The 14,251-nt window shown below is 53.2% G+C and carries 11 protein-coding genes, 1 pseudogene and 1 CRISPR repeat array; of the genes and pseudogenes, 3 read left to right on the top strand and 9 right to left on the bottom strand.

The window, feature by feature from the left end; all coding sequences use genetic code 11:
• The first annotated feature begins 17 nt into the window (after positions 1-17).
• Complete coding sequence (gene parS / locus ACOTX7_RS18820) at positions 18-461, top strand: type II toxin-antitoxin system Xre/ParS family antitoxin (protein ID WP_221813637.1); 444 nt, start codon at positions 18-20, stop codon at positions 459-461.
• Positions 458-931 (top strand): RES family NAD+ phosphorylase, encoded by a 474-nt coding sequence (locus tag ACOTX7_RS18815; protein WP_221813636.1) that lies wholly within the window; start codon positions 458-460, stop codon positions 929-931. Before parS ends, ACOTX7_RS18815 begins: the two co-directional genes overlap by 4 nt.
• A 22-nt stretch (positions 932-953) precedes the next feature.
• Here the strand turns inward: ACOTX7_RS18815 and cas6f are convergent, their stop codons facing one another.
• From cas6f to clpS, 9 genes and pseudogenes are all read right to left on the bottom strand, one after another.
• On the bottom strand, positions 954-1,508 hold the full coding sequence (gene cas6f, locus ACOTX7_RS18810) for a type I-F CRISPR-associated endoribonuclease Cas6/Csy4 (protein WP_221813635.1): 555 nt from the start codon (positions 1,506-1,508) through the stop codon (positions 954-956).
• 9 nt (positions 1,509-1,517) lie between these two features.
• Complete coding sequence (gene csy3, locus ACOTX7_RS18805; RefSeq protein ID WP_221813634.1) at positions 1,518-2,516, bottom strand: type I-F CRISPR-associated protein Csy3; 999 nt, start codon at positions 2,514-2,516, stop codon at positions 1,518-1,520.
• 13 nt (positions 2,517-2,529) lie between these two features.
• Complete coding sequence (gene csy2 / locus ACOTX7_RS18800) at positions 2,530-3,465, bottom strand: type I-F CRISPR-associated protein Csy2 (protein WP_221813633.1); 936 nt, start codon at positions 3,463-3,465, stop codon at positions 2,530-2,532.
• Entirely contained in the window at positions 3,462-4,772 is a 1,311-nt protein-coding gene (gene csy1 / locus ACOTX7_RS18795; RefSeq protein ID WP_221813632.1) for a type I-F CRISPR-associated protein Csy1, read from the bottom strand. Before csy1 ends, csy2 begins: the two co-directional genes overlap by 4 nt.
• A 396-nt stretch (positions 4,773-5,168) precedes the next feature.
• Complete coding sequence (cas3f, locus tag ACOTX7_RS18790) at positions 5,169-8,396, bottom strand: type I-F CRISPR-associated helicase Cas3f (protein WP_221813631.1); 3,228 nt, start codon at positions 8,394-8,396, stop codon at positions 5,169-5,171.
• Positions 8,393-9,376 (bottom strand): annotated as a pseudogene (gene cas1f / locus ACOTX7_RS18785) (type I-F CRISPR-associated endonuclease Cas1f). The gene cas3f and the pseudogene cas1f overlap by 4 nt, the downstream one beginning before the upstream one ends.
• Before the next feature lie 321 nt (positions 9,377-9,697).
• Positions 9,698-10,026: direct repeats of the CRISPR family, unit length 28 nt; unit sequence TTTCTAAGCTGCCTGTACGGCAGTGAAC.
• A 176-nt stretch (positions 10,027-10,202) separates the two neighbouring features.
• On the bottom strand, positions 10,203-10,655 hold the full coding sequence (locus ACOTX7_RS18780) for a hypothetical protein (RefSeq protein WP_221813630.1): 453 nt from the start codon (positions 10,653-10,655) through the stop codon (positions 10,203-10,205).
• Positions 10,656-11,126: 471 nt separating this feature from the next.
• Positions 11,127-13,406 carry an ATP-dependent Clp protease ATP-binding subunit ClpA gene (gene clpA, locus ACOTX7_RS18775; protein WP_006809407.1) on the bottom strand — a complete coding sequence of 760 codons (2,280 nt, stop codon included), beginning with the start codon at positions 13,404-13,406 and terminating at the stop codon, positions 11,127-11,129.
• A gap of 27 nt (positions 13,407-13,433) precedes the next feature.
• Positions 13,434-13,754, bottom strand: coding sequence for an ATP-dependent Clp protease adapter ClpS (gene clpS, locus ACOTX7_RS18770; RefSeq protein ID WP_006174393.1), 321 nt, complete (start codon positions 13,752-13,754; stop codon positions 13,434-13,436).
• A 267-nt stretch (positions 13,755-14,021) separates the two neighbouring features.
• On the opposite strand from clpS, the gene cspD reads away from it, so the two are divergent.
• Positions 14,022-14,243, top strand: a complete 222-nt coding sequence (cspD, locus tag ACOTX7_RS18765) for a cold shock-like protein CspD (protein ID WP_006809408.1) — start codon at positions 14,022-14,024, stop codon at positions 14,241-14,243.
• Positions 14,244-14,251 lie beyond the last annotated feature (8 nt).

Raw genomic sequence — 14,251 nt, 5'->3', positions numbered from 1 at the left:
ATCACCCTGGAGGTATCATGAGAACATGGGTTCCTGCGCAAAGGCCAGCTGATAACACACTTTGGCGCTACGCCGGTTTACCTGCAAGCAGAGGCATGCGGTTGATTGAATATCTTAATCAAGGATTACCCGTCAGCGTCCTCGACAATATTCACGAGTGGACGGACATGTCGAAAGCGGAGATTTTACGCGTTATGGGGATCAACGAGCGTAACGTTGCCCGCCGCAAAAGTACGGGCCGGACGCTGACGCCCGACGAAAGCGAACGTGTGGCGCGTTTCGTTCGGGTACTGGATGCGGCTGTCGATTATTTCGGCAATAAAGAAGAGGCATGGAACTGGTTGCAGTTACCGGTACGTGGGCTTGGCAATGTTGCGCCTGTCGATCTGATTGCCACGGAAACCGGTGCGCTGGAAGTTACCGATTTGATTGGTCGGCTGGAGCACGGAGTGTTCGCATGATTTTCTATCGTCTGGTGACAGGACGTTTTGCCAGCGAAGCGTGGAGTGGAAGTGGTGCAAACCAGTATGGCGGACGCTGGAATCATAAAGGCCATCCTGCCGTGTATGTCTCCACCTCCATCTCGCTGGCTTCACTGGAAATTCTCGTGCACGTCAGAAAAGACACCGTGCTGAACCAGTACCAGCTTTTCAGCATTGATATCCCGGATGACCAGATTGATTACCTGGATAAAGCGTGGCTCCCCGAAGACTGGCAGGAAAATCCGGCGCCGGTATCAACCATGGATCTGGGTACCGGTTGGTTGCAGGCTAACAGCGCCCTTGCCCTCATTTTACCTTCCTGCATCATTCCTTCTGAAAACAACGCCATACTTAATCCATTGCATCAGGCATTCCACAAAGCACTCAATTCTGTTGAATTACTGCCTTTTAATTTTGATACCCGTCTCGCAGAAAAAACCGCACCCTGAAAGCGGATGCGGTTGTGATTTATCAGAACCAGGGCACTGTCGCTGTGCCGCTGAGTCCGTAGGTTGAAAACATCCCAACCACAGGTGCGGAAAGCAACTCACCATGACGGATAAAAAGCCTGAAAGACTGACCTGTCGAGAGGCTACGCAAATTGAGCCAGGGCAAATCCGTCCTCGCTTCCTCCATTGTGCGTATCCTTTGCTGCGCCTCTTCTTCGGTTATCCATCCTTTCTTTACCGAACGACGCATAAGCCGCGGCGCGCTGCTTTTCACCTGAACACGGGATACGCATCGCCAGTGATTGACCTCTGGCACGGCTTTAATTGCCGTGCACAGACAGTAATCGTTCAGACCCTTTCGCCATGCCAGCGATTCGAGTTCGCTTAACCCCTGGTATTCGCCGTGCAGGCGTAACACCGCGCCGGGCTTAATACCGTGTGCAGGAAAGCTAACGCCAATATCCCCTTTCCCCCGCTGACCCAGCGCACGATGCAGTTTGGCCATCAGCGCGGCCATTAGCATCTCCTCGCTAAACTCCGGGTCGGGCAGCACGCGGATCTCAATGTAGTGATCCATAATCACTCCTTACTCGCCCTTCTCGCCGAAGACACCGCCACGGATCAGTACGGCCATTACATAATGCTGCTGCTCAACGTCGGGTTTCTGCCCTTTCGTCACCCAGTTATCAAGAAGCGTGTAGAAGTCCATTTTCTCTTTTGGCTGACGGCAGGCCACGCCACGACTCGTGACAGAACCATACGGTTCAACGGCTATTGCACCCAGCTCATCCACTTTTGGATGCCAGGTATCGATCGTCCGAATCGCATTGCCGATTTTCTGCGAGTGCATGCCTGCCACATTATCTACCTGATACAGCAGGCGGCTCTTACTGCTGTTGCTGTCCAGGACCAACTCCTGCGACGGGAAGATCTCCTGTCCGGCACCGAGCAACACCTGCGCCTCTACATTCAGCAGCACAAACCCTTCGCCGCTAAGCCCTTTTTCGATTTCCTGCGCCAGAGCCTCAAGATTCTTATCGCTTGCAGAAAAATCTCGCAGTGCGTAGCCATAAGCATCAAACGTCCACGTTTTACTGCCCGTAACGTTTACCGTAATTTTTTCAGCGCCGACGCGGTTACGCCATAAAAAACGCCCATTCGCCAAATTAGTTGCATAGCGGCGCGCCAGTTCTGCAAAACCGTGTTCACTGATATAGCCATCGATTACTTTTTGAAGTTCATCCTGATAGGCACGATCATTACACACGGAAGGCGTGGACAAACTGCCCAGCACACGCAGGGTAAACTTCACCTTCAGGGTGTCGGCGTCTGCGGGCAGCGCCGCCACATCTACACGCTGAAGGTTCGGTTTCTGGATTTCAGCATCCAGTTTCGCCGGATCGTTGGTTAGCGCATTTTTCAGACGGTTCGAAATCGTGCCACGCACCGCTTTTTCCTGAATGCGGATCGGTTGCCAGGTTTCACCCTGCCAGCTTCCGGAATACATCACCGCATCCGAGGTCGCCAGTTTACGTTCAAATGCCAGTACAGACGCCGTTTTAACGGCAGTTGGAGCCTTTGCCATAGCTAAATCCTTTTTATTTTGAATGTGCAGATGTCACCGGCGCGCCCGCGCCCTGACAGTAGTAGCCTGTTTCTGTCGTGTGAAAACGCCAGAAAATTTCATTAAGAGACTGAATCCTGTGCAGACTGCACCACTCACCCACGCCATACACCGCCTCCGTAAACGCGAAGGGCGTTTCTGCATCGCGGGCGTTCGCCACGACGCCGGGGGAATAGAGTTCGGAAATCCGCTGATAGCCGGTCATTAAGGGCACCAGGTAACCGGGGTTAGGCTTCGGAACATAGTGCCAGTTCGCCGGTTCGCCTTCACGGATGTCGCCCTCCTCCGGCGTTTCAGCCTGAAACTTCAACGCCGCAAAATCGAGCCAGGCATCAAGCAGCGTGGCATCAGGATTGTTCTCAAGAAGCGTTTGATGATGTTCCCCCAGCCAGCTGCTGCGATCGCGTAAGGCAAAACCGGGCATCAGTTGCCACTGTAATCGACACATATCCCGACTGCTGGACGGCATCGCCATGACGGTAACAGCCTCAATATCAACAATGATACCGCCCGCCAGCCTAAGCGTTGGGCACAGCTGCATAAGGTGCTCCGCCAAATCGCGCTGCCCATATTCGCCATTAGGGATTTCCCCATGGCATTCCAGCAGCAATGAAACGGTCATATGCATGCGCCCCTCTTCATTAAAGGAGGCCGTTTTCGCGTCCCGGGTGAGCGGATTGCGCGTCAGGGCAAACTGATAATCACGACCGGACGTATGCGCGTGGAGCTGTTGCTCGTGGCTGACGACAGCACAGCCATCGATTTTTAGCCCGTGGGTTTCCGTCAGCTTGCGAGATAACGCATGGGAAAATCCCAGAAAATGGGTGATGGCGGGAAAACCATACGTCAGGCCCGCAATGGCGTTGGCGTTTTCAACTCTGATACGACGAAGCAGGATCAGTGAGCTCATTTCAGCGCCTCCTGAATGATTTTTTCCATCTCGCGGAGGTTGGAGCGTAAACGTTCGCGAGTTTCCCAATCACGTTTTTCCACGGCACCTAAATCCGGCATCACCTTGCGCAGACGTGCGTTCAGCCACAGGGCAAAATCTTCTGCCACAGCGCCCTGCCAGTCGTCCTTTTCTCGCTCAAGTCGGAAGGCTTCATCGGTTTTTGTGCGCCAGGGATCGAGCCAGAGCTGTTGATGTGGTTTCAGATCGGGGCAGTTGAGCGTCCAGTTTTGCCAGGCTTCGCGTTGAAGTTCAGATGCAATTTCGAACAACAGATCGATAAGCATATTGATATAGCCATCACGAGCCTCGCGAATACGAAAACTGGTGTAACTGCCCGTTTTCGTGAGCAAGGAAACCAGCAACTGAATTTGACTCCTTGCACGACGGTCAAACTGCCCACCCGAGGCGAAAACAGAACGTAAATTTGTTGGCGCCTTTTCTGCTCTTTTCCACTGCGGCGGCTGGCAGGAAAGTAGCAAGGTGCGTCCGCCGCGCACGCTGTTGAGATAGGAAATGTTTTGCGGTTTAGTACCACCGAAGTGTACTTCCGCCGCATCCGGGAATAACGTCAGCGGAGTGGGATGCCATGTTTTTTCGCGACGTGCTTTCCAGATGGCTTTAACTTCATCGCCAAAACGGAAGGCAATCATTTTCTGATGCATGGCATGAACAAGCGAAGTGGCGAATAACGGGCTTAACAGGTGATAACCTTCTCCTACCGGAAAATACCCCTGTTTCGCCAGCTTGTGCGACGCCGGTTCTCCGGGCGTTAACGCACGGGAAAACCCCGCAATCCACTCCCTCAGTTGATTCTCGTCATCGGCAAACGCGGACAGAGCCGCGTGATCGCCTCGTTTCAGGCTTGCCAGAAGGGAGTCGCCACCGTCAACCCGCGTTTGCAGCAGCTTCGCGACATCCAGCGCCGCGGCGTTGCCCACCGCATCCGGTTCCAGACCTGACAACGCAGCGGTGCTGAGATACCCTTCCTGCGCCACTGCCTCGCTGTAAATACTGCTACTTTTTGAATCCCCGTGGGTAAATTTCGCCGCATGGGTCACGAGGTTAATTTGTCCGGCCCGCTTCGCGGCATCCGTCAGCCATGCTTTCGGTTCATAGCGAAGCTCTAGCTCCCGGCGTTCTGCCGCAAGCGTTGCGCTATCTGCATCGCTTCGCTTTGCGGCCTCTTTATCAAATGCTTCCAGCTTTGTTTGCCGTCGTCCGGCAATGTACTCAAGGATGAAAGCAGCAACAACGCTTCTTGTCATAACACTTTCCTGATCTTGTTTATTTTCCATTTATCCGTTGTTAAAGCTGTTTTTGGATCGTTAGGGGACATAGAGGCTGAGCACCACATCAAAACAACGAGCCAGAGTAAGTCGCTGCTGCAAAAACCCCGATCAGAAGCAAAAAACGCATCAGTTTGATAAGCATGACACTATTCCCTTAGAAAAGATGCGGGTAGTTTATGCTCGGTTTGCAGCACTAACAATACTTATTTAACTCCTACTTATAAAATGTTTCTCTTTAAATTCATTATTATTTATTTTTTCTAAACTCTGCTTTAAGCTCATTGGAATTACTGTCGTACTGACAGCTTAGAAGTACTTATAAAACGGTTCGCTTCAAATGTTTACTGCTGTACAAGCAGCTTGCGCCCTCTTTTAGAGGGCGCGAAACACCCCCAAAACCGGGTGATACAGCCATTGCTGTGTCTCCTCTTCTCTTCCAACCCTCAAAGTGATTTCGCCATACCGTCGCGACACCGCAGCCAACTCCATCTGCTTCGCCTCGGACAGCGCCTGTAACACCTCGGCGTAATCAATAGCAATCCACGCCTCTACGCCGTCAGCCATGGATAACGGGTGTTCGCAAAATCCTCCCGCAGGTTTTAACACCCCGTCTTCCTGCATCAGGCAAAACTCAGGCTCATCGCCCTCTTCTTCCATACTTAAAAAGAAAGTTTCCTGCGGTGAAGCGCGGCGAAAAGGTGTTCGCCGCTGCAACTCACCGTTCCAGGTCAGCGGCAACCGCCACCATAATGCGGCTACCGCATCAGACCGATCGCCGCCGTCCAGCAGTGCGGCGCGCAACCGGGCATGCTCCAGCGCCGCAAGGGCATTGCCGGGAACATCTTCAGTGATACGCGGGATCGCATTCAGGGTGCGATAGCCCTTTTCATCAATCAGTTCATGGAGGTCATGATGAGGCAGCAGATGCTGCCCGGTTTCAAAACCGGGCAAGCAATAGGCAATCTTTTCTCCGCGAAGCGCGCGCACGTTACGCTCCAGAATCACCAGATTTTCGCGCTCAGGCACGATCTGACGATGGCGCTGAATACGCCCCGCAAACTGAATAAGCGAACGCATGGAACTCGGCTCAATGATCCCCCAGTCGGCATCAAAATCACGCCCGACTTCCAGAACGGATGTTCCGAGCACGACAAAAAGATGATGTTGTTCCGGTGACGCCAGCGCCTCCTTAACTTCAGGCAACTGCCAGACCAGTTCTGGCTCGTGCCGCGTGAACGCGATGTCGAGTCGTTTTTCCATTGCCGCACGCACCGCCAGCGGATGCTGGCTGTGGTACACGCAGTAATGAATGCGGTAATTATCCGGAGAGGGTAAGGCCATCAGCGCCTGCGCGACGGCAACCAGCGGGCTGATGTTCGCCATGCGCACAAGACCAAACGACACGGTCTTGCCACTGATATGTGTGCTGTGATGATCGCCGTGCAGCGCGATCATTTGCTGGTGTAACGTGTGCGCTAACGCTGAGACAACATCAGCCTTGCGGGAAGAGTGTGGCTCTACGGCGGCCAGTTTACCCAGACGAAGCCGGCGCTGATCTGGCATATGTTTGATGTGCTGCCTGACAAAATCGCCATGCGCCTGACGAAAATGCGCATCGTCAGCGACATCCTGCGACTGCGCGCCATACTCATCAAACCAGGCGCAACTGATACTCATCGGTCTGTCCGACTGACCGCACGCGGCCTGCCAGGCTTTACGCCCTTCCCGATAGGCTTCAAACAGCGCTTCCGTTAACGCGGGCGGTAGCGTCGCGGAGGAAAGCAGCACGCGAGAACCGAGCATTCCGGCCCAGTTCACCAGTCGACAGAGGGCATGCAAATCATCCACATCAAAATCATCAGGCTCATCAAGGACCAGATCGCTGGTCAGCAGACGCAGCATGGCGGGGATCTGCCTGCCGCCGCGCACGCCTTCCGTGGCAGGCATCAGGTGGTCGATGGTTGTCACCAGCACCGGGGCACTGACCAGCCGATTGAGCGCCGGTTCTTTTGCCAGCCACTGCTGCGCGATACCGCTACTTGTCGCCCCTTCGTAATGCACGTAATGATGGCTGGCGAAGAACGCTTCGTCGCTGGCGCTGCTGGTATCTTCGGTATCATTGCCCTGATACAACTCCTTCACTGCTGCGGCACCGGTCACGACGGCCAGCGCGTCATCATCCAGCCTCAGGCGTGAACGCAAAGCCTGGCCCGTTTGCAGCGTCAGCGTGCGAAGCCCCAGTGCCACGCTAAAACGACACCCTGTCTGCTCATCTGCCAACGCATACATAATTCGGGCATTGGCGAAGGTTTTACCGCATCCCGTCGAGGCCATATTGATGCCGAAGAAGCCCTGTTCGGCACTCTTCTCACGCAGAGAAGAGGCAACGTCCCAGGCTTTGTTCTGCCAGTAATAACGCTCTTCTTTCGCCCTTTCCCGGAAGATTTTATGTCTGGCGATGGCGGGCAATGAACGGCGCAACGCCGGAAGAGAACGCCCCATCAATAGCGCCTGATGTGCTACGCCGACATTGTGCTCATCCAGCTTCTGTCTGAGTTCCCCTGTCCCCCGGTAGCTGTTAGCCCACGCCTGAAAGGCATCATCCTGCCATCCGGTATAAGCCGGTTGAGAGGAGTAAACGTGATCGGCCAGCATCAGCGACAGACGGGCAAGGTGGAGGGTAAAGAGATTATCCAGCGATCCCGCCTGAAGCAGCGCAGGCAGGTTCCGAATACGTTTACCAATCTGCCGGGCCTTCTCGCGCCAGGTTTTACTTCTTAGCGGCGTACCGTGGGGGAATTTCCAGACATTTTTGAGATCACGCCCGGTCCATACGGGGTTTTCAGATCGGTGATTAAGGGAGTTCCAGTCCGCATTCAGCTGTCGCTCAAGCCAGCCATCGCAGTACAGTAATTGTGGCTCTGCCGAATGGGACTGCGGTAAACGATGGTGCGACAGCATTAGCCACGCCACTACCCTGGCAACTGGGGGTAATTTTTCGAGAGGGCTGTTGCTCCAGTCTGCCCTGTCCATTTTAAGTGCTTTCCGCATGGCTTTATCATCAGCGGCTTTTAGCTGTGTGAGGGATGTCAGCCACTGTTCATCGGTTTGTTCACCCACGAAGGCCTCGAACAGACGAACCGAAATCCATTCGTGTCGGTACGGCTGAAAACGATGCTTACTCTCTTTCAGTAGCGTTTGCTGGAAGCACATCCCCGCTTTGCCAAAATCGTGAAACAGCCCGGCGATCGCCGCCAGCAAGGCGATGCTTTCTGCACTTTGCCAACGGTGTTCGTTGTCATTGCGGATAATTTGCAGCGTCGTGCGATTTGTAGGCACGCGCCCTTGCGCGTTAAAGCGACGCAGATTCCCGACTATCCACAGCAGTTCAGTTTGACCGTTTTTTTTCAGCCAGTGGCAGGCCACGGCGGTATTACGTCGCGCAGTTTTACGCAGCAGCTTGCGCAAGGTTATGGCGCCTTCCATTGTAATCGTCGTCTGCCACGCCGCGTCTCCGGTGCGCTCAGCAAACTGATCGATAATCTGAAAGCTTTGCTCGCGCGCGCGTTTGGTACACCGAGAGATAATCAGCACATTCATTTTGTGCTCCCCGCCAGCGACTGCGAGGTTTCCTGCAACGTCGTAATCATCACATCCAGCGCATCCGCCTGCTGAAAGGCATTAATACAGCGCTGGCGAAACTGTTGATTATCTTCACCCTCCATAGCCGCAATAAATGCCTGCGGCATAACGAGGGCGTCTTTAATTAAATCGGCAATATCAAAAACCAGCCCGCCGCGTCGGGTTTTGCCATGCATCACCGCCAGACCGTGCGGAATGCCCGTCACTCAGGCCGCGACTGCCGCCAGCCCGTAGGCCAGATAATTACCCTGATCGAGAAAACGGTTTGCCATATCCGCCCCGCCGCCCCGTTTGGCTCGGGTAAAACTGCCGTAACCTGTCGTCTGGCTGGTGAGTTTGTAGAGAGATTTTGTGAGCTGGGCTTCCTGGAGCATCAGTGCGGTGTGGTCCTGCGCCTTTTCCATACCCTGTCTGGCACGTTCGAGGAGAGTATTGAGTGCATCTTTATCTGGCTGAAAGGCCATTTCGCGCTGCATCCGCAGTCCCGACCACTGTTTTTCGATTTGCTGTAAACGAATAAACTGAAATTGTTTTGCCGCCTGCAAGCGCTTTTCTTCGTTAAACCAGAAGGAGACCCAGTTTTGTAAATATGCGGTCGGGCGGTATTCACTCTGCGGGCATAACCAGGAGACATCAATATCCACTTCATTCGCGGAATAGAGTGGCGTGCCATCCGTACCACAAAAACCGACCATCACTCCCGCTCGCGCAAATTCCCGCATTGCCATTTGCGTAACGGATGTTCCCATTCCCAACATGACTGCCGTCGTATTAGCGATGGGAATATTCCAGTAAAACGACGCCTTACCTTCCTGAGTGACATATTCAACACGGCCCCCATTGACCTGAATACGACATTTCTCCAGGTAATAGATATTGGCACGTTTTGAATGAAGAATGGTTTTTAAGTCGGACGGGGTAATGCTGTTCGCTGGCATAGCAAGTGCTTTTTATTTCAATGTGTTGAATGCGGGGTATGTTATCGGAGATAAGACGAAGACAAATGTGACGTGTATCAAATGAATAATAAATACCGTAATGTCGAAATGAAAAAACTCTGCCGTATTTAATGTATTATTTTTATGAATAATATATATGAGAAAATATGGTTGTCGGGTGAATGAATATTTTGTTTATTTAAAATACAACGAGGATTGTGGTGATGATTATGGTTTTTAAATAGCTGGGATGAATGTTTGGGGGTGTGCTGCCTGTACGGCAGTGAACAACTACCGTCAGACACCATACGTCCATTTCACTTTCTAAGCTGCCTGTACGGCAGTGAACGAACTGATCCCCCTGCGGGAGTTTCGCCGGCTTTTCTAAGCTGCCTGTACGGCAGTGAACTCGTGCGAATACGACGAGGAAGCGTTTGAACAGTTTCTAAGCTGCCTGTACGGCAGTGAACATCCTCAACCGCTATTGCGACCATCGACTCACTTTCTAAGCTGCCTGTACGGCAGTGAACTATGACGGGCGTAATGATGTGGCCCAGGGGATTTTCTAAGCTGCCTGTACGGCAGTGAACATACGCCGTGCCAGCTTGCCAACAACAATTTCTTTCTAAGCTGCCTGTACGGCAGTGAACTGAAACAAATCTTCGCCATCTTATTGTTCGAAAAGAAAATAATCAACATATCTACCTGAAACCCTTTTTCTGCGGCCTTTATTAGCACAATAAAAATCAATAACTTAAAGAACCACTCGAAAAAAGGGTTTCGCCATGCCGCGCCGGAGTCCCTCCTCCGACGCGCTACACCACTGTCAATTAATGATATGAATTGCAGGTTTTCCACATTCAGGTGCAGCCACATCTGCCGCCATCGAATGTGTAATGTCATGCAGCAATCCGGTCAGATGGGGCAGCATCTCGCGGTCAAAATGCGACACCAGCAGCACGTGGTTTAATGCCCGGCAGTAATCGCACTTGGTTTCGGTATCTTCCAGAAGCCATTCTTTTCCTTTCGGCCGTTCCGCCTCATCGTCAAATTCAACCACCTGAAAGTCACACATTGATTCTGCGAGTTCGGTTTTAACTACGTCCAGATAAGCACCGAGACAACGGCAAATGGGCTGCGTTTGCGAAAGCGAATGGCAGTCCAGCAGGATTTCAGTGAGCAGATTACAGCGCTCGACGAGGGTTGGGAGATCGGGGGTGAGAGAGAGTTCGCTGTAGAGTTGGGAGATAGTCTGGTTTTCCATATTCATAATTTCCATATCAAGAGCTGAAAACTACCACCAGAAACGCCAACTTCGGGTGGCAGACTGAACCGGTTTGGCGTACCGACCATATGGAAAATCGGCGCTTCAAAAGAAGCCCCGGTTCAGCCCACCATATTTGAAGATACGGATTATACCGCACCTAAAAAAAGTGTGAACGAAACCAGTGACGTTGCTGTGCGCAACATCTTTCCATATGTGTGTTATCAGGACGCCAATCCCGACACCTGTTTTTGCAGGTGCGCCGCCATTTTATTACTGTAGTTTTATCCAGCAACAGACATCGAAAGAAACTGGAAAGCGCCTCGCAAAATTTCGCTGCGGCCTGTTCCCCTCACCCTAATCCTCTCCCCAAAGGGGCGGGGGACTGTTCCGTGCAGACATTATTCCCTCAGCCCACAGGGAGAGGGAGAAAAGCAGGCATAAAAAAACCGGGCATTCGCCCGGTTTTTAAGTTTAACGGTCAACTCAGTGAGCCGCTTCCGGCTTGTGCTTCGCCGCACTCTGGAAATCGTACGTCAGTTCGTTCTTCGCCTGATCCAGCCCCACCGTTACCTGGCCGCCGTCCACCAGCGAACCAAACAGCAGCTCGTTAGCCAGCGGTTTCTTCAGGTTGTCCTGAATCACACGCGCCATCGGACGAGCGCCCATCGCACGGTCGTAGCCTTTCTCAGCCAGCCAGTTGCGGGCCTCCTGACTCACTTCCAGCGACACGCCTTTCTGATCCAGCTGAACCTGCAACTCGACAATGAACTTGTCCACCACCTGGTGGATCACCTCGGTAGACAGGTGATCGAACCAGATAATGTTGTCCAGACGGTTACGGAACTCCGGCGTGAAGATCTTCTTGATCTCTTCCATCGCATCGGTGCTGTTATCCTGGTGGATCAGGCCGATGGATTTACGCTCGGTTTCCCGCACACCCGCGTTGGTGGTCATCACCAGCACCACGTTGCGGAAGTCCGCCTTGCGCCCGTTGTTATCGGTCAGCGTCCCGTTATCCATCACCTGCAACAGGATGTTGAACACGTCCGGGTGCGCTTTCTCGATTTCATCGAGCAGCAGTACCGCATGCGGATGCTTGATTACCGCGTCGGTAAGCAGGCCGCCCTGGTCAAAGCCCACGTATCCCGGAGGCGCACCAATCAAACGGCTGACGGTGTGACGCTCCATATACTCGGACATATCAAACCGCAGCAGCTCAATGCCCAGCGCTTTGGAAAGCTGAACCGTCACCTCGGTTTTCCCCACGCCGGTCGGGCCAGCGAACAGGAAGGAACCAACCGGCTTGTGGTCATGCCCCAGGCCAGCACGGGCCATCTTGATCGCTTCGGTTAAGGCCTCAATGGCTTTATCCTGACCAAAGACCAGCATTTTCAGGCGATTGCCGAGGGTGCGCAGCGTGTCGCGGTCGCTCTGAGAAACGCTCTTCTCAGGAATACGCGCGATGCGGGCCACCACGGACTCGATATCCGCCACGTTCACGGTTTTTTTCCGCTTGCTGGCAGGCATCAGGCGTGCTCGCGCACCCGCTTCGTCAATCACGTCGATCGCTTTATCCGGCAGATGACGATCGTTGATGTATTTCACCGCCAGCTCCACCGCCGCACGTACCGCTTTCGCGGTGTAACGCACGTCGTGGTGCGCTTCGTACTTGGTTTTCAGGCCGTTGATGATCTGCACCGTTTCGTCAACGGACGGCTCGGTAACATCAATTTTCTGGAAGCGACGCGCCAGCGCACGATCCTTCTCAAAGATGTTGCTGAACTCCTGATACGTCGTGGAGCCCATCACGCGGATCTTGCCGCTGGAGAGCAGCGGTTTGATCAGGTTAGCCGCATCCACCTGGCCACCGGAAGCCGCACCTGCACCGATGATGGTGTGGATCTCATCGATGAAAAGGATGCTGTTGGTGTCCTGCTCCAGCTGTTTTAACAGCGCTTTGAAACGTTTTTCGAAATCACCGCGGTATTTGGTGCCCGCCAGCAGCGAGCCAATATCCAGCGAGTAGATGGTGCAGTCGGCAATCACTTCCGGTACGTCGCCCTGCACAATGCGCCAGGCCAGCCCTTCGGCAATCGCGGTTTTACCCACGCCAGATTCCCCCACCAGCAGCGGGTTGTTCTTGCGGCGACGGCACAGCACCTGGATCGCTCGCTCCAGCTCTTTGTCGCGGCCAATCAGCGGGTCGATACCGCCAACGCGAGCAAGCTGGTTAAGGTTGGTGGTGAAGTTTTCCATACGATCCTCCCCGCCTGCTTGCTCTTCATTGCTGTTGATCTGTCCGCTGGGATCCGATGCCTGGTTAGGCTCGTCTTTGCGCGTTCCGTGAGAGATAAAGTTGACCACATCGAGTCGGCTGACTTCGTGTTTACGCAGCAGGTAGGCCGCCTGGGACTCCTGCTCGCTGAAGATGGCGACCAGAACATTGGCGCCCGTCACTTCGCTACGTCCGGAAGACTGGACGTGGAATACCGCGCGCTGCAACACGCGCTGGAAGCTGAGCGTCGGCTGCGTGTCGCGCTCTTCTTCACTGGCTGGCAGCACCGGTGTAGTTTGTTCGATGAAGGCTTCGAGTTCCTGACGTAGCGCCACCAGATCCACGGAGCAGGCTTCCAGCGCTTCGCGGGCAGATGGGTTGCTAAGCAATGCGAGCAGCAAGTGCTCGACGGTCATAAACTCATGTCGGTGCTCACGCGCTCTGGCGAAAGCCATGTTTAAACTGAGTTCCAGTTCTTGATTGAGCATAGGCACCTCCCCCAATTTTATGCCTTATCAGGCCTTTTCCAGCGTACACAGCAACGGATGCTCGTTCTCCCTTGCATAGTCGTTCACCATCGCTACTTTGGTTTCCGCGACTTCGGCAGTAAAGATGCCGCAGATCGCTTTGCCACGATAATGAACGGTAAGCATCAGTTGCGTTGCACGTTCAACATCATAAGAAAAGAACTTTTGTAGCACGTCAATAACAAATTCCATCGGCGTGTAATCATCGTTCATTAACATAACTTTATACATAGATGGCGGTTTTAGCGCGTCGCGCACTTTATCTTCCGCCAGCTGGTCAAAATCCAGCCAATCGTTGGTCTTACCCATTATGCATAACCACTTTGAATCTACCTCAGATGTTAGATAACAATCATCTATTACTGTCATCCGCGATGTCTGTCACAAACTGTTGCAATAGCGTTAACTGCCTCAAATTTTGGTTGATTATTGTCCCAACTCCAGCGCCAAACGCTTGACGGCTTCTTCCGATTCTCTAAATTGTACAAGCGTGAGTTGGCGAGGTTTTGAACAGCCCCCACTCCACCACCGGTTCATTCCATCTTAATTTATAAGATTTACGAAGGATGTCGAAGCATGGAAATGGGTACTGTTAAGTGGTTCAACAACGCCAAGGGGTTTGGCTTCATTTGCCCCGAAGGCGGCGGCGAGGATATCTTCGCTCACTATTCCACCATTCAGATGGATGGTTACAGGACGCTCAAAGCCGGGCAGTCCGTCCGGTTCGATGTACACCAGGGGCCAAAAGGCAATCACGCCAGTCTTATCGTGCCCGTTGAAGCAGAAACGGTTGCATAGCTCTCTGA

It is taken from the genome of Enterobacter cloacae complex sp. IR5418 (genome assembly GCF_049238105.1).
GTDB lineage: Bacteria > Pseudomonadota > Gammaproteobacteria > Enterobacterales > Enterobacteriaceae > Enterobacter > Enterobacter hormaechei.
The sequence above is the reverse complement of the archived record's forward strand: the minus strand, read 5'-3'. Positions and strand labels throughout refer to the sequence as shown.